General features: G+C 42.9%; 27 protein-coding genes. 8 read left to right on the plus strand and 19 right to left on the minus strand.

Going from position 1 to position 23,883, the window contains the following annotated elements:
• Positions 1-44: 44 nt before the first annotated feature.
• Positions 45-242, plus strand: coding sequence for a CDGSH iron-sulfur domain-containing protein (locus QLQ22_RS17195; RefSeq protein ID WP_223436497.1), 198 nt, complete (start codon positions 45-47; stop codon positions 240-242).
• Between the two features lie 163 nt (positions 243-405).
• Here QLQ22_RS17195 and QLQ22_RS17200 read toward each other — a convergent pair whose 3' ends face one another.
• Together QLQ22_RS17200 and QLQ22_RS17205 are read right to left on the minus strand one after the other, a co-directional pair.
• Complete coding sequence (locus QLQ22_RS17200) at positions 406-735, minus strand: YolD-like family protein (RefSeq protein ID WP_223436499.1); 330 nt, start codon at positions 733-735, stop codon at positions 406-408.
• Positions 736-752: 17 nt separating this feature from the next.
• Complete coding sequence (locus tag QLQ22_RS17205; RefSeq protein ID WP_223436501.1) at positions 753-2,015, minus strand: Y-family DNA polymerase; 1,263 nt, start codon at positions 2,013-2,015, stop codon at positions 753-755.
• A 279-nt stretch (positions 2,016-2,294) separates the two neighbouring features.
• Between QLQ22_RS17205 and QLQ22_RS17210 the strand changes: the two genes are divergently transcribed.
• A complete protein-coding gene (locus QLQ22_RS17210) occupies positions 2,295-2,486 on the plus strand; it encodes a YqzH family protein (protein WP_223436504.1) in 192 nt (63 codons plus the stop codon).
• Positions 2,487-2,781: 295 nt separating this feature from the next.
• Here the strand turns inward: QLQ22_RS17210 and QLQ22_RS17215 are convergent, their stop codons facing one another.
• Together QLQ22_RS17215 and QLQ22_RS17220 are read right to left on the minus strand one after the other, a co-directional pair.
• A complete protein-coding gene (locus QLQ22_RS17215; RefSeq protein WP_284015250.1) occupies positions 2,782-3,576 on the minus strand; it encodes an SDR family NAD(P)-dependent oxidoreductase in 795 nt (264 codons plus the stop codon).
• A 10-nt stretch (positions 3,577-3,586) separates the two neighbouring features.
• Positions 3,587-4,543 carry an MBL fold metallo-hydrolase gene (locus tag QLQ22_RS17220; RefSeq protein WP_284015251.1) on the minus strand — a complete coding sequence of 319 codons (957 nt, stop codon included), beginning with the start codon at positions 4,541-4,543 and terminating at the stop codon, positions 3,587-3,589.
• Positions 4,544-5,042: 499 nt separating this feature from the next.
• Between QLQ22_RS17220 and proC the strand changes: the two genes are divergently transcribed.
• Both proC and QLQ22_RS17230 read left to right on the plus strand, forming a co-directional pair.
• Entirely contained in the window at positions 5,043-5,882 is an 840-nt protein-coding gene (gene proC / locus QLQ22_RS17225) for a pyrroline-5-carboxylate reductase (protein WP_223436511.1), read from the plus strand.
• 9 nt (positions 5,883-5,891) lie between these two features.
• On the plus strand, positions 5,892-6,158 hold the full coding sequence (locus QLQ22_RS17230) for a hypothetical protein (protein WP_284015252.1): 267 nt from the start codon (positions 5,892-5,894) through the stop codon (positions 6,156-6,158).
• 310 nt (positions 6,159-6,468) lie between these two features.
• Here the strand turns inward: QLQ22_RS17230 and QLQ22_RS17235 are convergent, their stop codons facing one another.
• Positions 6,469-8,097 (minus strand): M20/M25/M40 family metallo-hydrolase, encoded by a 1,629-nt coding sequence (locus tag QLQ22_RS17235; RefSeq protein ID WP_284015253.1) that lies wholly within the window; start codon positions 8,095-8,097, stop codon positions 6,469-6,471.
• Positions 8,098-8,239: 142 nt separating this feature from the next.
• Here QLQ22_RS17235 and namA point away from each other — a divergent pair, with 142 nt between their 5' ends.
• Entirely contained in the window at positions 8,240-9,256 is a 1,017-nt protein-coding gene (gene namA / locus QLQ22_RS17240; protein ID WP_284015254.1) for an NADPH dehydrogenase NamA, read from the plus strand.
• Between the two features lie 100 nt (positions 9,257-9,356).
• Here the strand turns inward: namA and QLQ22_RS17245 are convergent, their stop codons facing one another.
• The 5 genes from QLQ22_RS17245 to rnz all read right to left on the minus strand — a co-directional run bounded on the left by QLQ22_RS17245 (position 9,357) and on the right by rnz (position 12,011).
• A complete protein-coding gene (locus QLQ22_RS17245) occupies positions 9,357-9,575 on the minus strand; it encodes a hypothetical protein (protein ID WP_284015255.1) in 219 nt (72 codons plus the stop codon).
• Positions 9,576-9,594: 19 nt separating this feature from the next.
• Positions 9,595-10,149, minus strand: coding sequence for a hypothetical protein (locus tag QLQ22_RS17250; RefSeq protein WP_223436520.1), 555 nt, complete (start codon positions 10,147-10,149; stop codon positions 9,595-9,597).
• A gap of 164 nt (positions 10,150-10,313) precedes the next feature.
• A complete protein-coding gene (gene rpmG, locus QLQ22_RS17255) occupies positions 10,314-10,463 on the minus strand; it encodes a 50S ribosomal protein L33 (RefSeq protein ID WP_070876717.1) in 150 nt (49 codons plus the stop codon).
• An 80-nt stretch (positions 10,464-10,543) separates the two neighbouring features.
• Positions 10,544-11,089 (minus strand): histidine phosphatase family protein, encoded by a 546-nt coding sequence (locus QLQ22_RS17260; RefSeq protein WP_284015256.1) that lies wholly within the window; start codon positions 11,087-11,089, stop codon positions 10,544-10,546.
• Positions 11,082-12,011, minus strand: a complete 930-nt coding sequence (gene rnz / locus QLQ22_RS17265) for a ribonuclease Z (protein ID WP_223436524.1) — start codon at positions 12,009-12,011, stop codon at positions 11,082-11,084. The genes QLQ22_RS17260 and rnz overlap by 8 nt, the downstream gene beginning before the upstream one ends.
• Before the next feature lie 123 nt (positions 12,012-12,134).
• Between rnz and QLQ22_RS17270 the strand changes: the two genes are divergently transcribed.
• Both QLQ22_RS17270 and zwf read left to right on the plus strand, forming a co-directional pair.
• The gene (locus QLQ22_RS17270) at positions 12,135-12,593 is read left to right on the plus strand and encodes an NUDIX hydrolase (protein ID WP_223436526.1); all 459 of its coding nucleotides are present in this window, start codon (positions 12,135-12,137) and stop codon (positions 12,591-12,593) included.
• A 265-nt stretch (positions 12,594-12,858) separates the two neighbouring features.
• On the plus strand, positions 12,859-14,349 hold the full coding sequence (zwf, locus tag QLQ22_RS17275; protein WP_223436528.1) for a glucose-6-phosphate dehydrogenase: 1,491 nt from the start codon (positions 12,859-12,861) through the stop codon (positions 14,347-14,349).
• 71 nt (positions 14,350-14,420) lie between these two features.
• Here the strand turns inward: zwf and QLQ22_RS17280 are convergent, their stop codons facing one another.
• The 8 genes from QLQ22_RS17280 to mce form a co-directional block, all read right to left on the minus strand.
• Complete coding sequence (locus QLQ22_RS17280) at positions 14,421-15,791, minus strand: MFS transporter (protein WP_284015257.1); 1,371 nt, start codon at positions 15,789-15,791, stop codon at positions 14,421-14,423.
• A 117-nt stretch (positions 15,792-15,908) separates the two neighbouring features.
• The gene (locus tag QLQ22_RS17285) at positions 15,909-16,094 is read right to left on the minus strand and encodes a YqaE/Pmp3 family membrane protein (protein WP_223436532.1); all 186 of its coding nucleotides are present in this window, start codon (positions 16,092-16,094) and stop codon (positions 15,909-15,911) included.
• 102 nt (positions 16,095-16,196) lie between these two features.
• A complete protein-coding gene (gndA, locus tag QLQ22_RS17290; protein WP_284015258.1) occupies positions 16,197-17,609 on the minus strand; it encodes an NADP-dependent phosphogluconate dehydrogenase in 1,413 nt (470 codons plus the stop codon).
• 117 nt (positions 17,610-17,726) lie between these two features.
• Positions 17,727-18,968: a DNA polymerase IV gene (locus tag QLQ22_RS17295; protein WP_284015259.1), complete on the minus strand. Its 1,242-nt coding sequence runs from the start codon at positions 18,966-18,968 to the stop codon at positions 17,727-17,729.
• A gap of 300 nt (positions 18,969-19,268) precedes the next feature.
• On the minus strand, positions 19,269-19,796 hold the full coding sequence (msrA, locus tag QLQ22_RS17300; RefSeq protein ID WP_284015260.1) for a peptide-methionine (S)-S-oxide reductase MsrA: 528 nt from the start codon (positions 19,794-19,796) through the stop codon (positions 19,269-19,271).
• 69 nt (positions 19,797-19,865) lie between these two features.
• Complete coding sequence (locus QLQ22_RS17305) at positions 19,866-20,990, minus strand: M20/M25/M40 family metallo-hydrolase (protein ID WP_223436540.1); 1,125 nt, start codon at positions 20,988-20,990, stop codon at positions 19,866-19,868.
• Positions 20,991-21,012: 22 nt separating this feature from the next.
• Positions 21,013-22,560: an acyl-CoA carboxylase subunit beta gene (locus QLQ22_RS17310; protein ID WP_223443534.1), complete on the minus strand. Its 1,548-nt coding sequence runs from the start codon at positions 22,558-22,560 to the stop codon at positions 21,013-21,015.
• Between the two features lie 2 nt (positions 22,561-22,562).
• Positions 22,563-22,979 carry a methylmalonyl-CoA epimerase gene (mce, locus tag QLQ22_RS17315; RefSeq protein WP_284015261.1) on the minus strand — a complete coding sequence of 139 codons (417 nt, stop codon included), beginning with the start codon at positions 22,977-22,979 and terminating at the stop codon, positions 22,563-22,565.
• 179 nt (positions 22,980-23,158) lie between these two features.
• Between mce and prli42 the strand changes: the two genes are divergently transcribed.
• Entirely contained in the window at positions 23,159-23,251 is a 93-nt protein-coding gene (prli42, locus tag QLQ22_RS17320) for a stressosome-associated protein Prli42 (RefSeq protein WP_307432596.1), read from the plus strand.
• A gap of 102 nt (positions 23,252-23,353) precedes the next feature.
• Here prli42 and QLQ22_RS17325 read toward each other — a convergent pair whose 3' ends face one another.
• Complete coding sequence (locus QLQ22_RS17325; RefSeq protein WP_284015262.1) at positions 23,354-23,869, minus strand: L,D-transpeptidase; 516 nt, start codon at positions 23,867-23,869, stop codon at positions 23,354-23,356.
• Positions 23,870-23,883 lie beyond the last annotated feature (14 nt).

A 23,883-nucleotide genomic window follows, 5' to 3' on the forward strand; every position in this document is an offset into this window, starting at 1 on the left:
CCGAATGAATACTTGTGTGTATAGAAAAAAGGAGGTTATAAAAGATGGATAAAGTTCAAATTAAAGTGAATGATAATGGATCGCTCCGTGTCACCGGTGATGTGGAATTAGTTGATGCAGAGGGCAGCGTGTTTCAAACGAAACAAAGCTTTTCCCTTTGCCGCTGCGGGTTATCAAAGAGGATGCCGTTTTGTGATGGATCTCACAAGGGGACGTTTCAGTCAGTTGTGCGCGCTGAATAAGGCCGCTGATAAATTCACTATGTTGAAAAAGTTTTATAGCGAAAAACCTGATTTTATTAGCCGTTTCGAGATTTTTATTAGCCAAACTTCTGATTTTTATAGCTGAATTGCCATTTTCATTAGTCAAATTGCAAAACCAAAAAAGACTGTCTCAAAAGACAGTCTATTTCTCGCGGATATCTGTTATTTTGTTCAATGGCAGATCAAAGCGGGCTTCTTCTCCATTCACGATCCGAATGCATCCGCGGATCGGATCTACATAATGCACATATCCTTCCTGCACATGGAAACCATGATTTTCATAGTACGTAAAAGCAAGCTCACGGTTTTCTTCCATGGCAAGACTGATCAATTCATTGAAATGCTCCAGCTGCTGCTCATCCACCGCAGGCTTGGCTGCATATCCCTGTTCGATCTCAAGCTCCCGTAAAATTTTCACATGCTCAGGCAGCATCATGGATGTCCATTTGATATTGCCCCGGTCCCGAATCATGACGATCCCTCCTTTTGTTAAGCTTTATGTCCGCCGACAAGCTTGGCGCGGTGCCTCGCGGTGCCGGCGGTTGTATAGGAAACGGCGCGCAGCAGGGCATCTGAGCCGTATTTTCCCCGAATGGAGTCCATCACATAACCGAGGATCTGTTCTTTTTCACGGTTAGGCTGAAACAAATCCAGCTGCATTTCGGCATCATCTTCAATATTGGACAGAGCAATTGAAATTTTCCGGACGGTTTTATTTGCATAAAATTGATCAAATAATGCGATGCATGTTTCGTAAAGCTCCATTGTGATATTGGTCGGCTGGCGCATCGTCCGGGAGCGGTGAAATCCGCCTCCAAGTTCATCGTGACTGTAGCCGATCCCAAGGCTGACTGTTCTGCCCGCTTTCCGGTGGCTGCGTGCTCTTCTTGCGACTTCCTCGCACATCTCAAGGATGACATGCTTCACTTCTTTCGGGTCGGGATAGTCCCGCATTAAAATCTGGCTTTTGCCGAAGCTGATCTGCCCCTGCAGAATCGGTGCACCAATTTCAGACAGGTCCACGCCCCAGGCATGATAATAGAGCTGATTTCCCATAATGCCGAATTTTTTCTCCAGGACCTCAAGCGGATGACGCGCAAGCTGCCCCACATTAAAGATTCCCATCCGGTTCAGTGTTTTTTCAACCTGGCTGCCGATGCCCCACATTTCCCGGAGCGGCGCGACCTTCCAGAGCTTTTCCTTCACATCATCGTACGTCCATTCCGCAATTCCTTTTTTCTTCGCCTCTAAATCAAGGCAGATTTTAGAGAGCAGCATATTAGGACCGATGCCAATCGCACACGGGAGGGAAAATTCGCGTTCCATATCATCTCTGATTTTGTCTGCAATGGTCCAGGCATCTCCCCATATCCCCTCGACTCCATCGACTTGAATAAAGCTCTCGTCCACACTGTACGTATGGATGGCATCCTTTGGAACGTACCGGTGGAAGAGACGCGTAAGCTCGGTTGAGATCCGGACAAAGGAGGCCATCTTTGCATTTACAATGCGAATGCGGGGATCTTTTGGAATTTCGAACAAACGAGATCCGGTTTTAATGCCAAATTCCTTTTTCAGACAAGGTGAAGCTGCAAGCACAATACTCCCCTGCCGCTCTGTATCGCCGACAACAGCTAAATGGCATGTCAGCGGATCGAGTCCATACAGGACCGCTGCGCAGCTTGCATAAAAGCTTTTCATGTCAATGCACAGAATTTTTCGTTTTGGAAATTGACTGTAATCCTCAATCATAGTTCTTACTCCTCATGACAGAATATATGTTCGTTTCTATTGTATGATTAATAGTAAGCGAATATACGTTCGATTTCAATGGTAGTTTTTCCCGCGAAAAGCGGAATCGCCCGTTTAACTCCGGGAGTCAGATAACTTTGCTGACGAATCCGTTCTGGCCGAGGAGTTGGGCGGCGGAGCTGGACAATGCGTAAAATTTTATAGATCCTATACTCCTAAAACACCGGCTTGGCATCCGCTGAAAACCCGCTTATAATCATGTGTAAGAAGAGGTGGAACATGGATGAAAAATGGATTTATAAAATGATTCAGCAATCCTTTCAGCAATATGAGCTAGAGGGATCACTTAGTGAAAAAGAAGCACATGATCTTGTGGCAAAAGTAATAGAAAAAAAGCAGCAGGAAGAAACGGAATGGTTTGAAGTAGTTGAGGATGTTGTGTATGGATATGTGACGAATCAGGAGCTATAGTCAGAAAAGCGAAACAGGCCATTCAGATATGGCAGGGAGATAAGAACTCAACAGAAAAGGGCAGGTTTGACCCAGCCGCTTGTATCATACAGCCGAAATGAGGATTTTCACAGCCGTTTTTGCAAATCTTTCAGCCTTTTCGGATTTTAATCAGCCAAAGCGTTTTTTTTTGCTTCTGCCGTTTGTCAGCCGAATACCGCAAGCAGAAAAATTCAGCCGGCAAGCGAACAGCACAATGTTATTATCCCGAATTCCCCTGTAAAAGCACAAAACCGGCCGATGGGCCGGTTTTGTTTTATTTCCTTGATAACGCCTTCCCCGCCACTTTTTCAAACAAACGGGGCATAAGCTGATAAAAGCTGCTGCCCGCATTCATCCAGCCGGGCAAGTTAATTTCACGCCTGTCAGAGAGCATGGAGCCCACAATCTTCTCTGACACCCTATCAGGATTCAGCATAAAACGCTCCACATTTTTTACATAGTTGCCGCTTTGGTCGGCGATTTCGAAAAAGTCTGTTTTAATAGGGCCAGGATTAACCGATGTGACATGAATATTCGTTTCTAAAAGCTCCATCCGCAGGCTGTTTGTAAACCCGAGCACGGCATGCTTGGAAGCAGCATATAAGCTTGATTTAGGCGTGGCAAGCTTTCCTGCCTGTGAAGCGATATTGATGATGTGGCCATCGTTTCGCTTCTTCATGGAAGGAAGCACCATTTTTGTGCATGCGATTAAGCCGAAGACGTTCACTTCAAACATCGATTTCATTTCCTCAAGAGTAGCATCCAGAACAGTGTTGAAAATACCGAATCCGGCATTATTAACCAGAACATCAATTTGCGGAATGTCATTCATCATCTGGTCAAATGTCTGCTGAACAGCATTCAGATCACTGACATCGAGCTGATAGTAAAGACAAGAAACATGGTAATTTTTTGTAATGTGTTCAGCAGCAGCAGCCAAACGGTCCGATCTTCTCGCAAGTAAAATGGGATGTCCGCCGCTCTTAGCCACAAGCACCGCCATTTTTTCGCCAATTCCGCCTGACGCTCCTGTTATGACTACGTAGCGGTTTTTCAGTCTTTCATTCATTTCGTACACCTCAGCAAGAATAAATTTTCTTTGCTCCCTCCATATGCCCTTTAATTTCTCCCAATGCCTCTAAATAATCCAGCTGTCCAACCGTTTCCGACATAGTGAGCATCATTTGTCTTTTATAAAGATGCGGAAAGAGCCTCTGACAAGCTTCAAATGCTGTCATCGGTTTTTCTTTTATATAGCCGCGCACTTCAAATGCACGTTCCTCCTGTTTTTTCAAGCGATAGCGAATGAGTTCATGCGGCTGCAGCACCGTTTCCCCATGTCCTGAAAATACGTTTGAAATTGGAATTTTCAGCAGGGATCTAAATGATTCATTAAATTGGATCTGAGGTCTTGGCCGCTCTCCCCCATCCATTGGAGGCTCAAGCAGCGGATTTGCCGAAATATGCTGAAGAAGATGATCGCCGCCAAACATCAGGCCATCCTCCGCACGGTAAAGGGCGATATGCGTTTGGGCATGTCCCGGGGTTTCAATCACATGCCAGCCGTCCATGCCAGGAACAGAGTCTCCTTCCCTGAGAGATGATGTTAAGTTCCGTTTGCATGCATATTTCATCGACGAATCAAACTGAGCCAAATAAGGAAGCAGCCGCTCATCAATGCCAAATTCCGTGAACAGTTTCATAAAGAATTCTTTTTGAGAAGCCATAAATGACTCATCCTGCATGATCCAAGGCGCATTATATGGATGCCCGGTCACATCCACCGATTGGGGCAGGTAATCAAGCAGCCCGACATGATCTGGATGATGATGCGTCAGGATGACCTGTTCAATGTCTTCAATCCTGTATCCGGCCTGCTCCATTTGAGTATTCAGGGCAGTGAGGGCTTCTGGTGTTTTAGGTCCGGCATCAATCAGTGTCAGCCTATCTCCTTTTACAAGGTATACATTCACATCTCCTACTGGAAAAGGAGTCGGCAAGGTTAATTTGATGATCATATCTGATTTTGTTTTCATACCATCTTCCTCATTTGTTATTTTTATATAAGTCTAATATATTCAACGCATGACTTATGAATGTATATTCATTAATTATAAAGCTTATTTTACACGTTCACTGCAAATGTGTCATTATTTTCAAATAATTCATTGCAGAAATAGGAAAAAAATCCGCTTGACAAACACATGTCCAACCTCGCATAATGATGAACAAATCACTTTAATGCACGAATGCAGGAAATGAATATAGATTGAGCAATGAACAGGAATAGTAAATCAAGCAATGATAACCAGAGAGTGAAATCCGCCGGCTGAAAGGTTTCACCGTCCTCTTGCTGATTGAACCTGCCCTGTGAGCTCTCAGGCAAACTTGACGTGATCCCTCGTTACGGGATATTAAGTTGGGGTCATGCATCATGCATTTCCCAATGAAGGTGGTACCGCGGAAACCTTTTCGTCCTTTATTTTTAATTGGATGAAAAGGTTTTTTTATTTTTCAAAATCAGGAGGAATTCACATGAAACACATCGCATTTGTAGGTGCAGGCTCAATGGCAGAAGCCATCATTAATGGATTAATCAGCGGCGGTGTCTGCCTCCCTGAACATATAAAAGTCACAAATCGCTCAAGCATTGAACGGCTGTCCTGTCTCAATCAGGCTTACGGGGTTTCGGTTACAAAAAACAAACAAGAAACAGTTGAAGGTGCTTCTATAATTATCCTTGCAATGAAACCAAAAGATGTAAAAGCAGGAATTGAAAGCATCAGGGATTATGTGGACAGCAGTCAGGTCATTATTTCCGTCCTCGCCGGCATCTCGAGTGAAACCATCCGGGAACTTTTCGGAAAAGAGCTGTCCATAATCCGGGCGATGCCAAATACATCGGCTGCGATTCAGAGATCGGCAACAGCACTTGCATGCAATTCAGCGGTAACAGCGGATCAGCTGAAGCAGGCAACCGGTCTTTTTGAAGCAATCGGGACCGTTACCCGTGTTTTAGAACATCAGCTTGATGCTGTAACAGGTCTTTCCGGAAGCGGTCCTGCTTACGTTTATTACATCGCAGAAGCGCTTGAAAAAGCAGCCGCAGAAACCGGCCTTGAAAAAGAGACTGCGAAAGCATTGATTGCGCAGACCCTGCTCGGGGCAGCAGAAATGCTCCTTAGTTCACCAAAAGAGCCTGCGCTCCTCCGAAAAGAAGTAACAAGTCCTGGGGGCACGACTGAAGCCGGCATAGAAAAACTGGAGGAATATCAAGTCAGCGAAGCCATTGCTGCCTGTATTAACAGAGCGACTGAGCGATCGCAAGAGCTCAGAGAGATCTTTGCAAAAAATGCATTAAAAGAGCATATTTAAAGAGATTTCATGCAGGAAAAAGACAAGGTCAGGCAGGACATAATTTTACAAGGGATAAAATATGTGACGGATAAAAAGGCTGATGAACTCATTGCAATATATAAAAATCGTTCCCGCATGATAGACACGGGGGAGGGATATGCAGTTTTCCCCTTCTCTAAAACGATAAGCGTAATGAAGTGCTCCCCTCAGCTGAAGTTGAAGAGACAGTGTCAGCTTATTTCTTATTTAGATGCTTGCACCCGCTCGCTTTTAATAGAAAAAGAAAAAGAATGAGAAACGGGTATTCTGTTTTGAAGAATTCTCAAGCTCTGGAGTTTGCTCAATTGTTATTGAATGGTGATGAGCATGCAGCAGTCTGGTTAGTCAAAGCCATATGATTGAATACAAGAATCACATACATGCTGAAGAAAACCGAACACATTCCCATTAAATAAAAAAAAGAGGCTGATCCCGATCTATGGAAGGATCAGGCCAGTCTCTTTTTTCAGTTTTAAAGAGTCAGAGGGCTGGATGCTGTTTTTACGCCAAGGCGGAGTGTTAAAACCAGTCATTTAAAGACTCCTTCAAAACATTTAAACGCCACCTATTTCTTCTCAAAAATCCTCTTCAGTGTAAAGGAAAGCAGCTTTGGACACGTTTCAAAAGAATATGGGAGATGCAGACGCTCCGTCCATTTGTGAGGATCCTTGCCGAATGGCCCGACATTTAAAACGGGTATGTTCAGGGCTTTGATTTCCTCAAGAGGAAGCTGATAATGGTCCCCGTAAATCGGCATGTTGGCAGTCAGCTCACGGATGGATTCTTCGCTTTCTCTGATCTGCAGGAAGCTTAAATCTGAAAGTCCGGCAAAATATTGCTGATTCTTGAGTGAAATCTGGAACTGATCCTTCGCATAGCTTTGAACCTCTGAAAGAATTCCTTGTATAAAATCATCCTCTTTTGAAGAAACAGACGGATAAAACGGCGGACTGTAAAAAACAACAATCAAAGGCGCAAGCTCCTTGCACAAGCCGGATAAGCCAGAGACAATTTTATTTGTGAAATGGCGGTCATCCAGATCCCCGCGGTTGGCTTTTAAATAATGAATATGTCTGTTCACTTCAGCCTCTCCGACTTTCTTCACAGCGTACTCAAGCAGGTCATCATAGGACATAACGGTTACTTGATAGGACGCAGGTGTATATGTGACAGACTGGCTGTAGCGTCTTGCTTTCTCGTCATAGAAGCGCTCAATATTGTTTGCCGCTTCCTCTGCTGTTTTCAAAAGCATATCATGCAGCTCAAGCATGCTGCGTTTCATTGTTAAAATATTAAAAAGCGTAACGGCTTCATGCGGAATTTGCACCGAATACTCTTCCTTTAAATCCTTTTGCATCAGATTCATCGGCGGAGGTGTAACTTCGTCATCCGCTATTTCGCTGTAGTGTTCATTCAGTTCAAGCAGCCTGTTAAGCTCTGATACCATCAAGTTTGCGTTTAATCCTGAAAAAGGCTCCCCAACATGGGTTTCAACTCCGCTGCAGTAAAATCCCGCAAGCACTTTGCCGATTGAACCCGAGTATACATAATAATTCTCATCGTTTGGATATCTCGAGAACATTGGTTCCGAGTTTACGCATGCCCGGTATGAAAGGTTAAACTGGTTTTTCAGATCTTTCAAAACAGGTACCGCGCCAAGCATACCGGCAGAATTCACTTCTTCATCAGGAACGGTCACCAAAAGAAGATTCCCATCAAACTCACCAGCCATTGCTTGCTCAAGCATTCCAAGCTGTACGGTCAGACCCGCTTTCATATCCATTGTGCCCCGGCCAAACAGCCAGTCGCCTGTTTCAATATCTTCTTTTACATGAGGAGGCAGCAGATCAGCTGAATTCAGCAGCTCCTTCGTTAATTCGTGGGGATGGAACGCTAAATGCTGCAGGTGACCATAATCTTTCACATCAACAACATCAAAATGACTCAATAAAAGAACGGTTTCGTCTGTCTGCTTCTTGCTTTTTACAAGCGCAGTCAGAAAATACCGTCCATCAGCCAGCGGATGCAGCTGAAGAAAATCAGGATTTTCTTTAAAATAAGGAAAATCATTCAGTAAATAATAAAGATGCTGTGCAAGTGCAATCTCATCTTTTGATCCTGTAATGCTTGCAAGGTTCACTAGGCCTGTTAAAAGTTCCGTCAGCTGCTGTTTTGATTGCCATTTTGAATTCATGATGAGACCTCCTATAATAAATGCTGTTTCTATTCTATAGAATTTTCGCAATTTTTAAAAGAGGGGTCAGGCAACTTCAATGAAGTATGCATTTAAAGCTGTTATACTTTTTATGAAATTCATTTCAGGGAGGCAAAGCTAGATGAAAAACCATTTATTCACACCATATACCGTAAAAAATGTCACACTGAAAAATCGCATAGTGATGTCTCCAATGTGTATGTATTCTTCCCATCGCGAAGGCGGCATGGTTGAAGATTTTCACATGACACACTATATCAGCCGGGCAGTCGGCGGTGCCGGACTGATCATGATAGAAGCAACATCTGTCACTCCTCAAGGAAGAATCTCCCCTCAGGATTTAGGGATTTGGAACGATGAACATGCAGATGGACTTGCAAAGCTTGTAGACGGCATGAAGCAATACGGGGCAAAAACAGCCATCCAGCTTGCACATGCGGGACGAAAGGCTGTTTTAGAAGGTGAAATCATTTCTCCTTCAGCACTTGCTTTTAATGAAAAAATGAAAACACCCGCTGCAATGACGAAGGAACAGATCTCTGAAACCATTCAAGCATTTAAGGACGGAGCGATCCGCGCTAAAAAAGCGGGATTCGATATCATTGAGCTTCACGGTGCGCATGGTTACTTAATCAATCAATTCCTGTCCCCTTTGTCAAATAAACGGACAGATGAATATGGCGGAAGCAAAGAAAACCGCTACCGTTTCCTGCATGAAGTGATAGAAGCAGTAAAAGATGTATGGGATGGCCCATTGTTTGTCAGGGTATCCGCAACAGACTATCATCCTGAAGGATTAGACGTAGAAGATTATGTGGAATTCAGCACCTGGATGAAGGAACAGGGCGTTGATTTAATTGATGTCAGCTCAGGGGCTTTAGTGCCTGCAGATATAAAGGTTTTCCCTGGATATCAAGTAAAATTCGCCGAGCGCATCCGGGAAGGAGCAGGCATTGACACTGGTGCGGTCGGACTCATCACATCAGGAATCCAGGCAGATGAGATTCTCGGAAACGAACGTGCGGATTTGATTTTCCTTGCACGCGCGCTTCTGCGCGATCCGTATTGGCCTCGGACAGCAGCAATGGAGCTTGGGGCGGAAATTGAAGCTCCGAAGCAATATTCACGAGGATGGTAAAGATATTTTAAGTTTATAATTGGAAAAGCAGCCATGACGGCTGCTTTTTTCAGAATATCATTCATTTACTCTTTTCTCTGGCACCAAGACAAAATTACAATCACCTTAATGCCTTTTCAAATTCCGTTCCATCCTTCCTTGTTGAAAACCCAGTTGCAGGACCCAGACCTTTTCTTCCTGTTTCTTTCACTTCAGAGCAAGCACCAAGTCGTTTGTGATGGACTTTATATTTATTAACTGCTCCTGATAAATGATCACCTTGGAATACGATTGTGCAATCAGTATAGAAAATTAAATTCAATAAAAAGAAGAGCTGCATCAGCCCCTCTCAACTATCGCTAAAATCCCTTTTCATCTACCAGTTTCACGTTATCCTGAAGAAGCTCAACCTCTCCTCCTCCAGGCACCAGCTCATCTTGCTGAAAATACCAGAGGACCGTGTTTTGCAGATTGTATTTTTGGGCGATTTCTTTCTCCAGCATGCCCCCTACTTGGAGAGTTCGTGCTTCGGCCCCGTTTATTTTCACTTCCAGAGATCCTTTCTCATCTGAGAGAAGACCATAGATCATTGAGTTTCCGTAGAAATGATAATTTAAAAGTTCACTTTCAGCTTGACGGTCTTCGAGCGGATTTGTTGAGATGGACCCAGCTTTCCATCCATAAATTCCTTCTTTTAAAAAAGCCGTTCCAAGATGATTCTTTTGGTCAATAAAAAAGAAGAGGGCTTCATCGTTTATTTTATAAGCTGGAATAACTACTTCCAGATCATGTTTCGTATGCTGCAGCGCTTCAAGAGGCTCATCGAAGGATTGTGATATTTCTGTCATTGACCAGATGACAAAGGCCAGACCAAAACAAATGAATAAACCTAAGGTTACTTTGTATTTATTCACCAAATCCCCCCATTCTTCAAGTGTCTCCTGTTATTTTTTATATTCTAGGCCTTTAAGCTGTATTCCTTTTATCCTTAGAGGGAAATAATCTGCACTATTTCGCTATTTTCAGGCAAGAAAAAAGGAACTTCATCAAAATCTGATGCCGTTCCTCCCTAAAATCATTATTTTGTTTCGCGGTGCAGGGTTACTTTTTTAAGTCTGGGTGAATATTTTTTCAATTCCAGGCGGTCTGGATTGTTTCGTTTGTTCTTTTTTGTTATATAATTGCGGTCACCAGTCTCAGTGCATTGCAGGGTTACGTTTACTCTCATGTCATATTTCCTCCTACTAAATCATAAAACGTAATAGTTACGATTTGATAATATCATTTTAGCCGGTTCTATCTACTTTGTCAACTCCATATTCTCTGAATGTCCGCTTTCCCATCGTGCTTGAGAATAATTTTAAACACATCGGGATTCGACATGCTCATCAAGTGATCATATCCGAACGAATTATCAAAAGATCTGAGCAGCAGGGTTGTTAAATTTCCATGACTGACGAGTACTGTATGATTTTCTTTTGCAGCAGTAATCTCGGCCAGAAGAGAACAAATCCGCTCTAAGCCCGATTGGTTAGACTCGCCGCCTTCAAAGGCAAGAGACAGATCGTCAAATGTATCCTTAAGCCTGTCTTTCCAATCCTCCATGTTCTTTCCGCTCATCACTCTTTCGGATAAGCGCTCATCAAGACGCAGTTCAAGATTTTTCTTTTCGGCAAGCGGAGCTGCCGTTTGAATGGCACGGAGAAAAGGACTTGAGATGATTATGTCAACTTCAAGTCCTTTAAAAAACTCAACAAGACCTAAAGCCTGGATAAGCCCTTCATCTGTAAGCTCATCTTCAAATGCCTGACCCTTCGCCTGACAATGCCGAACAGCATATATGATTTTAGTCATTTGCTCTCTCGACTTCAAAACATGAAAAATCCTCCGCAACCGATGTGTCAGGAAAAATTGAGGCTGCTTCACTTAACAGTGTGTCCTTATCGTCTTCCTGATAACGGGCACTAATATGAGTAAGAACCAGTTTTTTTGCGTTTGCCTCTAAAGCAGCCGCTGCAGCCTGGGTTGTCGAGGAATGAAAATACTGGTATGCAAGCAGTTCATCTTCCTCACCGAACGTCGCCTCATGGACAAGCATGTCTGCGTTTCGTGCAAGATCCAGAATTTGCGGACATGTTCTCGTATCTCCTAATAATGCCACTACTCTTCCTTTTTTAGGGGCTCCAAGAAAGTCAGCGCCAGATAACACTCTGCCGTCATCTAATTGAACGGTTTCGCCATCTTTTAATTTTTTATAAACAGGCCCCGGTCCTACTCCTGCCTCTTTTAACTTGTCCACAAGGAGCATGCCCGGAGCATCCTTTTCAGTAATCCGGTACCCGTATGAAGGAACCCCGTGTTCCAGTTTCTTCGCTTCAACAGTAAATTGCTCATCTTCAAAAACAAGACCTTCATCAATTTCAACGATTTCAAGCGGATATTTTAAATGTGTAAAACTAAGCTGAAGAGATGACTGAACATATTCTTTAATTCCGGCCGGACCATAAATCGTCAGAGGCTCTTCCCCGCCCTGAAAAGAACGGCTCCCCAAAAAACCCGGCAATCCGAATATATGATCGCCATGCATATGTGTTATAAAGATTTTTTCAATTTTCCTCGGTTTTATTGAAGTATATAAAATTTGATGCTGCGTTGCCTCCCCGCAGTCAAACAGCCAGACGGCTTTGCGTTCCTCTAAAAGACGCAGGGCGATTGAGCTGACATTTCTTGCTTTTGCGGGCATTCCCGCACCCGTTCCTAAAAACAGCAGATCCAAAATTGCTTCACCTCGTCCGATTTTCTTATCTATTAGAATACATGACTTCCCGGAAAATATGAAGAATGAAAAGGGATTTAAATGGTTTAGAAGAATATAAATAACTTGAAGAAAGGGGATTCTATGAAAACTCCAAAACATATCGTGGCTGTATCGGCATTCATTACAAATAAAAACAATGAAGTGCTGCTTGTGAAAACATTCCACCGAAAAGACACATGGGAGCTTCCAGGAGGCCAGGTTGAAGAAGGCGAGCCGCTCGAGCAGGCCCTCTGCCGCGAGATTCATGAGGAAACAGGGTTTATTATTCAGCCAACAGGCATAAGCGGAGTTTATTTCAATGCGACAGGCAGCATTTTAAACATCGTGTTTCATGCTGAGCTGCAGAGCGGGAAACTTGAAAAACAGCCCGATGAAATCATGGAAGCGGCTTTTTTTGAACTGGAGGAAGAAACGATCAAACACTATATTAGCCGGGATCACTTAGTTCCCCGTGTACTTGATGCCATGGTCTCTAAATCAGCCGTTCCCTGCGAAACCTGGACAACCGATCCTTTTAAAAGAATAGAACGCCTGAATTAATGCGAAAAGCTGGTTAATGCAGATTTCGATTAACATCAAACAAGGAGCTTTCCTTCGACAGGTTTATTTGAACTTTTTATTAATTTTCATTTCATCTTTTATCTTTTTTTCCGATTTATGGATTCTAATTAATTGGTTCATACTACTTATGTATGAAAATAAACTTAAATGTTTGATTTACTTCATTTTTAGCATTAAAATTAAGTACTTGAACAGGTTACATACTTTTTAATAAATCCGGCTGATATAAAGTGAGGTTCAATACATGAATACGGAACAAAAACCAAAAGCAGTTATCGTAATATTCGGAGCAACAGGAGACCTTGCAAAACGCAAGCTTTTCCCCTCCATCTACCGTCTGTACCGCAGCAAGAAAATCGATGCTGACTTCGCAGTTGTCGGTGTAGGCAGAAGACCGTGGACTAATGAGGAATTCCGCTCAAATGTCAGTGAATCGATTCAATCATCTATTAAGCAATCATCAGAGCTTGAAGAATTCTCATCACACTTTTATTATCATCCGTTTGATGTGACAAATCCATCTTCATACTTAGAGTTAAAAAGCATCCTGTCCGATATGGACAGCAAGTATCAAATCCCGGGAAACCGGATGTTCTACATGGCCATGGCACCCGAATTCTTCGGAACGATTGCACGCAATCTTAAAAAAGAGGGATTAACTGCAACAGAGGGCTGGAGCCGACTTGTAATCGAAAAACCGTTTGGACATAATCTGCCTTCAGCACAGGAATTAAATGATGAAATCCGCGAAGCTTTTTCTGAAGATCAAATTTACCGGATTGATCATTACTTAGGAAAGCAAATGGTCCAAAATATAGAAGTGATCCGTTTCTCAAACGCATTGTTTGAGTCTGTCTGGAACAACCGCTATATCTCAAATATCCAGGTTACTTCAAGTGAAGTGCTGGGTGTTGAAGACCGCGGACGTTACTATGAAAACTCCGGCGCACTTCGGGATATGGTCCAGAATCACCTTATGCAGATGGTTGCCCTGCTGGCGATGGAGCCGCCGATTAAGCTTGAAACAGATGAAATCCGTTCTGAAAAAGTGAAAGTCATGCGAGCCCTTCGCCCAATGATGGAAAAAGATGTTGCGGATTATTTCGTGCGCGGACAATATGGTAAAGGCGAATCTGAAGGAAAAACGGTTCCTGGCTACCGCGAGGAAAGCAATGTGGATACCGAATCCAACACAGAAACATACGTGGCAGGCAAAGTCATGATTGATAACTTCAGATGGGCAGGTGTTCCATTCTACATCCGTACTGGAAAGCGAATGGCGGCAAAATCCACAAAGATTGTTGTTCAATTTAGAGATTTGCCGATGAACCTATATTCCAAAGATGTCGACAGCAAGCATCCAAACCTGCTCGTCATTCATATTCAGCCTGATGAAGGCATTACCCTTCATTTGAATGCAAAAGAATCAGGCGGCGGATCATATGTGAAACCGATCAAACTCGACTACTGCAGCAATTGTGTCGATCAGTTCAATACGCCTGAAGCCTATGAAAAATTAATCTACGATGGCCTGCGCGGAGATGCTACAAACTTCACGCACTGGGATGAGGTTTCATTATCATGGAGCTATGTTGATACCATCTCTAAAGCGTGGGAATCAGCAAAAGCAGACTTTCCTAACTATGCTTCCGGCTCAATGGGCCCGAAAGCAGCAGATGAAATGCTTGAAAAAGACGGCTTCCACTGGTGGCCGATTACAGATATTGTAGAATAAAAAGTTTAAACGCCTGGAAATTCCAGGCGTTTTATTTTTGAATAAAAAAAGCCTCCTCTCAGAGAGGCTGCTTAGTTGAAATCCTTTTTACTATTCTTATAATACATAAGAAAAACGGTCAGTGAGCATATGATTAGTCCCGCTAGCCCTGCAAAAATATTAGTATAAATCAGCTTAGGTGCAAGTCCGTGCTGCCATTCAATAAACAGCCCGGAGAGAGCAACTCCGAAAGCTCCCCCAAAGAATTGCACAAGCTGTGTCATACCCATACCCGCTCCAATTTCTTTTTTCGGAAGGATGCGGGTTGCCTCATTTGCAATGCTTGATGTTAAGCTTGAAAAACCTGTGCTCATAAACATATAGGCAATTAAAATCGCGTAAGGTGAGAAGCCTGAGAAAAAGATCAGAATAACGGTTGAAATCAACAGTGCTGCATGCCCAAAAAAGATGAGCGGAAGATTTCCGAACTTATCGATCAACCGGCCAATAAACTGAGCTGCGACTGCAGACAGAATAGCTCCCGGGAAGATAATCATTCCAATGGCAGCCGGATCTTTCTCAAAAATGACTGTCAGGATAATCGGCATTAAAAACAGAGTTGAGAAATGAACAATAAAAGCAGAAAATCCGACTCCGGCTAATTTCAAGTATGGCCGATTACGCAAAAGCGACGGCTGGACAAACGGTATGTCGACTTTATGCACATGTCTCCAGAGAATAAATAATAGAATGATTGTGCCGGCAAGCAATGGTATGGAAATCGTTGATAAAAATAGCAGCAATCCAGTAACGCCAAGTCCAGTCAGCAAGCCTCCGAAAGAATCAAAGTGGACTTGCTTTGCATCTTCTTTCGGCAAGAGTTTTTGAAAGAGCGGCAAAAGCAGGATGACAAATCCCGTAATTAAAAAAAGATAATGCCAGCCTAAATATTGTGTAATGGCTCCGCCTATAACAGGGCCTAGACCAAAACCAAGAGAGGCAGCTGATGAAATAAGCGACATTGCTTTTCCCCGTCTTGATATAGGAATGTATTTCCCTGCAAGAACCATTGCAAGACCAGGAACAGCCCCTGCACCTGCAGCCTGCAGAACACGGGCAGTTAAAAGCATATAAAAATTGTTTGAGAAAAATCCGATGATGGACGAGATTCCAAGCAGGATTAACCCAATAGAAAGCAGCTTTGAAATCGGAATAAAATCAGATAAGCGGCTGTATGTCAAAGTGGAAATTGCAAAGGCAATCGAATAGCCGGATACAATCCATGATGCTGTTCCAGATGATAAGCTCAGGTCATTTAACACACTTGGCAGCGCTACATTGAACATTGTCGTGTTCATTACGACAAGCCAGACTGTTAAGCTCCATAACAAAACAATCTTTGTTTCGTGGGCTAATCCATGTTCTTTTTTTTCAATAAGTATTTCTGTTGTGATAGCTGACATGTGATCCCGCCTTTTTATTTCGTGTACCTAATGAAATATACGCGCTCCATCCAAAATCGTCAACCAATTTGAATTCACGAAAAAACCGGACATCCGCTTACATGCCCGGCCTATCTATTAATAATGAGTGCCATATTTTTTTGCTCGTTTATCTGCCTTCGCATCTTTTACAACCAGTACCGCATGAATGGCTCCCGGAATATAAAAAATCAAAGTTAATATTAAATTCAGGAGAGCCTGAAATGGTTTTCCGACAAAAAGCACCGCTGCAGGCGGCAATAAGATGGCCAGTAAATAAAGCATCCGTTTTCACCCCATTCAATCATTCTGTTTCTTTTTTACCCAGATATCATAAGGAGAAAACAAAAAGAAAACACGGCGCAGATGGCACCGTGTTTTCTTTTTTTATTTTGACATCCATTCCGTATGGAAGATACCTTCTTTATCCGTACGCTGATACGTATGAGCTCCAAAATAGTCGCGCTGTGCCTGAATAAGGTTGGCAGGAAGCGTTTCTGTCCGGTAGCTGTCATAGTATGATAACGCAGCTGAGAAGCTAGGCACCGGTACTCCCTGTTCAATCGCAACCGTTAAGACTTTGCGAAGAGCTCCCTGGTAGCTTTCTGCAATTTCTTTAAAGTATGGATCAAGCAGCAGATTTGCAAGGTTTGCATCACGGTCATATGCATCTTTGATTTTTTGCAGGAATGCAGCGCGAATGATGCAGCCGCCTCTAAAAATCATGGCGATATCGCCGTACTGAAGATCCCACTTGTATTCATCTGAAGCTGCTCTCATTTGAGCGAAGCCTTGAGCATAAGAACAGATTTTACTCATATAAAGAGCTTTGCGCACAACTTCAATCAGTTCTGCCTTATCGCCTTCAAAAGGAGAAACAGCAGGTCCTGATAAGATTTTGCTTGCTTTCACGCGCTCATCCTTCATGGCAGAAATGAATCGTGCAAAAACAGACTCTGTAATAATCGGCAGAGGAACACCTAAATCAAGGGCGCTTTTGCTTGTCCATTTTCCAGTGCCTTTTTGGCCTGCAGTATCTAAAATGACGTCAACAAGCGGCTTTCCTGTTTCTTCATCCGTTTTAGTGAAGATGTCTGCAGTGATTTCAATTAAATAGCTGTCAAGTTCGCCTTGATTCCAGTCCGCAAATACTTCATGCAATTCCTCTGCAGATAGACCAAGAACATTTTTCAAAATAAAATAAGCTTCTGAAATCAGCTGCATGTCGCCGTATTCAATTCCGTTATGGACCATTTTCACATAATGACCTGCACCATCAGGACCGATGTATGTAGTACATGGATCACCATCAACTTTTGCAGAAATCGCTTCGAAAATAGGCTTTACTAGATCGAATGCTTCTTTTTGGCCGCCAGGCATAATTGATGGCCCTTTAAGTGCCCCTTCTTCACCGCCGGATACGCCAGTGCCGATAAAGTGTATGCCGCTCTCGGCAAGGTCCTTGTTGCGGCGCTGTGTGTCAGTATACAGCGTGTTTCCGCCGTCAATTAAAATATCCCCTTTATCTAAATGAGGAAGCAATTGTTCAATTGTAGCATCTGTTGCAAAGCCCGCTTTAACCATCAGTAAAATTTTGCGGGGAGTTTCAAGTGACTGAACAAATTCTTCAATGCTGTATGTACCAACCAGATTTTTACCGCTGTTTTCTTTCAGCATCTCCTCTGTTTTATCAGAAGAACGATTATAAACCGATACGGAATATCCGCGGCTTTCTATATTAAGAGCGAGGTTTTTGCCCATGACGGCCAAACCGATGACGCCAATTTGCTGTTTTGACATTATGTTACTTCCCTTCTCAATCTATTTTTTATATACAGAGCTCATGTATACAGTTACATGGATTCTTCATGTAAAAATAACACAGGAGCCTTGCTTTTATCAAGTAAAGCGCCTTAATTATTCCCTTAAAAAATCTTTATTAAAACTTGTGCCGCTTGTTTTATCATCTTCTGATTTGTCCACTTTCATCCCGCGTTTCACCATGCTGCCGCCATATTTTCTATTAATATCTTCAATCGTTTTGTAAAGAGGTTCTTTTTTTGCGTCCTCCTGAAAAGAAAAAAGATCCAGCTGCTTATAAGCATCTTCTTTCGGAACGAGATCCTGGCATGTTACGCCAAGAAGCCGGATTGGTTCACCCGTCCAGTGCTTATCAAACAGCGCTTTAGCATGTGTAAGAATATCCTCTGTCTCAACAATTGGGTTATTCAGTTTCTTACTTCGAGTATATGTGCTTCGGTCAGAATAACGAATCGTCGTAAAGATTTTCGTGCCGAGAACATCCTTTCGTTTCATTCTGCTGCTTACTGAATGTGACAGACGGTTCAGAGTTTCATACAGGATTTTTGCCTCTGTCGTATCTTTTGATAAAGTAGTTGAGTTTCCAATGCTTTTAAAATCATAGATGGAGTCAGGGTTTACCTCTCTTTCATCTATTCCATTTGCTCTTTTTTTCAGGCGCTCGCCGTTGATTCCGAGAAGCTGCTTTAATCCGATCGCATCAGCACCTGCAAGGTCTTTTATCGTCTGAATACCAATTGTTTTTAATTTCTCGGCCGTTTTTTCTCCAACCCCATGCATTTCGCTTACAGGAAGGGGCCATAGGGTCTTATCCAGCTCCCGCTTTCTGAGTACAGTGATGCCGAGGGGTTTTTTCATGTTGGATGCCATTTTGGCGAGAAATTTATTAGGTGCTACACCAATGCTTGCCGGCAGCAAAAGCTCTTCCATCAGCCTGTCCTGAATGGTCTTAGCGATTTGAAGAGGGTTACCCTCCTTTAAAAACTCCGTTAAATCCATATATCCTTCATCAATTGAAACGGGCTCTACCAGATGTGTAAACTCCCGTAAAAGGCCGAACATGGCTTTAGAGGCTTTTCTGTAACGGTCAAAGTTTGGTTTTCGGACAATCAGTTCAGGACAATGCCGTTTCGCCTGCCAAAGCGGCATGGTCGTTTTCACTCCCTTAGCCCTCGCTTCATAACTGCAAGTAACCACAATTCCTTTTCGTTCTTCAACGTTTCCTGCAATTGCAAGCGGCTTTCCTCTAAGTTCGGGTTCAAAAGCCATTTCAACAGATGCATAAAAGCTGTTCATGTCCACATGTAAAATTACTCTTGGTCCACTTAGCTCTTTCATCTTATTCATCTTCTTTCCAAACAATCGTTCTCTTTCCATTTTATCATATAATCCAAAAAAGCCGCCATCAGGTAAATGGCGGCACTGTTCATTTTTTCCGACTGTCCTTTAAATCTGAAAGGGACCTATGATGAAGGCAAGAATCAGTTCCCTAATCTGCTCTTAAACAAGAAAGGCGGCCGTGGAAAGGAAGGTACCCTGCTGCACACTTTGACAAACTATTATCGGCACAAAGCGAAAATACTATTTAAAAACTTCAAAAAAGCTCGCTGTCTTGTTATAAGGCAGTGAGCTTCGTTTTTACTTCTTCCAATTTTTCTTTATAAATTCTTCTCTTCCGGATTCTTCTCTTTCTTGCTTATATTTCTCCGGATTTTTCGCATAAAACTTTTGATGATATTCCTCTGCATGGTAAAAAGGAGCTGCCGGCAGGATTTCAGTTACAATCGGCTTTTTAAAGCGCCCGCTCTCTTCAATCGCAGCTTTTGACTGCTCTGCTCTTAGCTTTTGCTCTTCTGTATGATAAAAAATGGCTGTGCGGTACTGGCTGCCCCGGTCAAAGAACTGACCGCCATCATCTGTCGGATCAATTTGCGGCCAATATAACTCGAGCAGTCTTTCATATGAAAATACTTCAGGTTCAAATGTAATTTCCACAGCTTCCAGGTGGCCTGTTTCACCTGTTTTAATTTGTTCATAAGAAGGATTTTCTAATGTTCCTCCTGTATAGCCAGAAACAACCTCAATGATCCCAGGCTGCTCGTCAAACGGCTTCACCATACACCAGAAGCATCCTCCGGCAAAAGTTGCTTTTTCTCTCTTTTTCATGCTGAACACCTCTATTTTCTGAAATAAGAAACAGCAGGAGCAATCGCTGCGCCTGCCATTCTTTTTGGATTATTCGCCTTTAGCTACTTCCTCAATGATTGCGACAACAAGCTCAGCTGTTTTCACAAGCTCTTCTATCGGCATCTTTTCATTGGTTGTATGGATATCTTCATACCCGACTGCCAAATTCACAGTTGGAATGTCAAACCCGGCAATAACATTGGCATCGCTGCCTCCGCCGCTTGTTTGAAGCTCGCTTGTCCGGCCGATTGCTGCTGCCGCTTTTTTAGCGACCTCTACAACATGATCTCCCTCGCCAAATTTAAAGCCTGGGTACATTACTTCAATATCCACTTCAGCACGTCCGCCCATTTCAGCAGCAACGCTCTCAAAAGCTTCTTTCATTTTCGCCACTTGAGCTTCCATTTTTTCAGAAACCAAAGATCTCGCTTCAGCCAAGATATTCACTTGATCGCAAACAATGTTTGTTTGCGTGCCTCCTTCAAAACGGCCAATATTAGCTGTAGTTTCTTGATCAATTCTGCCTAAAGGCATTTTAGCAATTGCTTTTGCAGCAATCGTGATCGCAGATACGCCTTTTTCAGGGGCGACACCAGCATGAGCCGTCTTGCCAAAAATGGTTGCTTTTACTTTAGCTTGTGTTGGAGCTGCAACAATAATTGTCCCGACTTTTCCATCACTGTCTAATGCATATCCGAATTTTGCCGTGATCTGAGATCCATCAATGGCTTTCGCTCCTACAAGGCCTGATTCTTCACCGGCAGTAATAATAAATTCGATTTTTCCATGAGAAATATTATTTTCCTTCAATACACGAACGGCTTCAAGCATCGCGGATAAACCTGTTTTATCATCAGCACCTAAAATCGTCGTACCGTCTGTTACGATGTAATCATCTTTAATAGAGGGCTTAATGCCTTTTCCAGGAACAACAGTGTCCATATGTGAAGTAAAATAAATCGGATCTACTCCGTCTTTTACAGCTTCCAGAGTACAAATTAAATTTCCAGCACCGTGCCCGGTAACACCCGTTGTATCATCTTCAACAACATGAACACCAAGTGATGAAAACTTTTCTTTTAACACTTTTGCAATTTCTGTTTCGAATTTTGTTTCTGAATCAATTTGCACAAGCTCCAGAAACTCATTAACTAAGCGTTCTTGATTAACCATATGTATTCCTCCATAAAGTGTATTAAAGCGGAATGTTCCCATGCTTTTTGGCAGGTCTTTGCTCTTGCTTTGTCCGGAGCATTTCAAGTGCCTGAATCAATTTAATTCTTGTATCCCGCGGATCAATGACATCATCAACCATACCCTGACTCGCAGCAACATAAGGATTTGCGAACTTCTCTCTGTATTCTTCGATTTTATTTGCTCTTGTTTCTTCAGGATTTTCGCTGTTTTCAATTTCTTTAGCGAAAATGATATTCGCAGCACCCTGAGGACCCATCACGGCAATCTCGGCATTCGGCCATGCAAAAACAAGATCCGCTCCGATAGATTTGCTGTTCAGAGCAACGTATGCTCCGCCGTAGGCCTTTCGCAAAATAACCGTCAATTTAGGAACGGTTGCTTCTGAATAGGCATATAAAATCTTTGCTCCGTGTCTGATGATTCCCCCGTGTTCCTGCTTAATACCAGGGAAAAACCCTGTAACATCTTCAAACGTAATAATCGGAATCTGGAATGAATCACAAAACCGGATGAAGCGGGAAGCTTTATCTGAAGAATCAATATCAAGACCGCCGGCCATGTATTTAGGCTGATTGCAGACGAGTCCAACGACCTCACCTTTTATTCTCGCAAAACCAACAACGATATTTTTGGCAAAGTCCTTTTGCACTTCATAAAAAGAATCGGCATCAGCCACTTCTTGAATAACCACTCGGACATCATAAGGCCTGAGAGCATCAAATGGGATGCAGTCTGTCAGGTTCGGACGATAATCCGCATCATCATCAAATGGCAAAATCGGCGCTTTCTCCTGATTATTCTGCGGCAAATAGGTGATTAATTTCCGGACTTGAGAAAGCACCTCTTCTTCTGTTTCACCTGAAAAATGGGCATTTCCGCTGATCGTGTTATGTACTTTAGCTCCGCCTAAATCTTCGGAACTGATTTTTTCGCCTGTTACCGTTTCAATCACTTTAGGACCTGTTATAAACATTTGACTTGTTTTCTCGACCATAAAGACAAAGTCTGTAATCGCAGGAGAATATACAGCACCGCCTGCGCACGGACCAAGGATAACCGAAATCTGCGGTATTACGCCCGAGTAGATGGTATTGCGGTAAAAAATCTGCCCATATCCATCTAATGATACCACACCTTCCTGAATTCTAGCACCTCCGGAGTCGTTAAGGCCAATGAACGGAGTTCCGCTTTTGGCTGCCAGGTCCATGACCGCAGCAATTTTTTTGGCATGCATCTCTCCAAGGGCTCCTCCAAAAACCGTAAAGTCCTGTGAAAATAAATAGACAGGTCGTCCGTGCACTTTGCCGTAGCCTGTGACGACTCCGTCACCCGGTCCTTTTTTCCCGCTCAGACCAAAGTCATTGCACCGGTGCTCTATGAATGGATTCATTTCAACGAATGTTCCTTTATCGATGAGAAGATCGATGCGCTCTCTTGCTGTCAGCTTTCCTTTTTCATGCTGTTTTTCAATGCGCTCATCTCCGCCGCCCATTTCCACTTCACGTCTTCGATCATATAATTCATTTATTTTATCGAAAATATCAATGCTCATAGAACTGTACCCTCTCTCTTTTCACATAGTTCCACTAATACTCCGTTTGCAGATTTCGGATGCAAAAAGGCAATGGCAGCGCCGCCTGCACCGTTCCTTGGAGTTTCATCAATCATTTTCACTCCATTAACCCTCAATTCTTCAATCCTTTTCTTTATATCATCCACTCCCAGAGCCAAATGATGTATGCCTTCTCCCCGTTTTTCAATAAATTTGGCTACAGCACTGTCCTCAGAAGCGGGCTCAAGTAATTCAATTTTCGTATCGCCTATTTTCAAAAAAGCGACCTTCACCTTTTGCTCTTCTACATGCTCAATGCCTTGAAGCTCTAAACCGAGAGTTTCCTCATAAAACGGAAGCACGTCGGAAATCGAACGAACAGCTACCCCTATGTGATCTACCTTTTTAATCATCTTTTCCCCTCCTCTTGATGAAAACGCTTAACTCCTATGAACATGACTTACTTCTTTATTTGCTGTCAAAATTCCTGCTGCTTCGACTAAAATGTGCAATTTTGTTCATATCTCATCCCTTGTCCAGCCCATTTATTCACGTTAAAATATAAATAGAATCCTATATAGGAGTGAAAATTATGTCTAAAAGATTTCAAAAAGTGGTTATTTATCTGATGCTTGCCGTAATGATTGCCACAACTTTACTTGCTGGAATGAGTATGTGGTTTTAATAGAAAAGCGGCTTTGCCCGTTTAGCTCTGGCCTGGCATCGTGAAAAATCGTAATCGGCATATGACCGGCATTTAAAAAACAAAAAAGGTGATTCCCTCAGGTCAGGAATCACCTTTTTTCATTGCTCCTTTTTCTGCAGCAATTTCTTCAAACGGCTTGTCGTTTTTTGTTATAAATACTTTTGTTCCAATTGGAATATGTTCAAACAGAATTTCTACTTCCTCATTGTACATGCGCACACATCCCTGTGTAACAAAGGAGCCAATTGAATCTTCATTATTCGTTCCGTGAATGCCGTACGTTCTGCCATCTGAACCTTCCGCGTCGAATCCAATCCACCTGGTGCCGAGCGGATTTTTAGGGTCACCGCCCGGAATGTTCTTTTTTCGGTAATACGGATCTGCCGCTTTCACGGTGATGGTGAATTCCCCTTCGGGTGTAAGCTCTTCATTCTTGCCTGTAGCAACGTCAAATACTTTCACTACCTGACCATTATCAATAAATGCAAGTTCGTTTGTCTCCTTATTGATAATGACATATGGATCGCCGACAGATGGATTTTCTCCAAGCGGCCAAAGCGGAGAAAGGAACATGATGAATAGAAGCAATGGCTTCATTATGAATCACCCTT

This window comes from Metabacillus hrfriensis (genome assembly GCF_030127205.1).
GTDB classification, from domain to species: domain Bacteria; phylum Bacillota; class Bacilli; order Bacillales; family Bacillaceae; genus Bacillus_P; species Bacillus_P dongyingensis.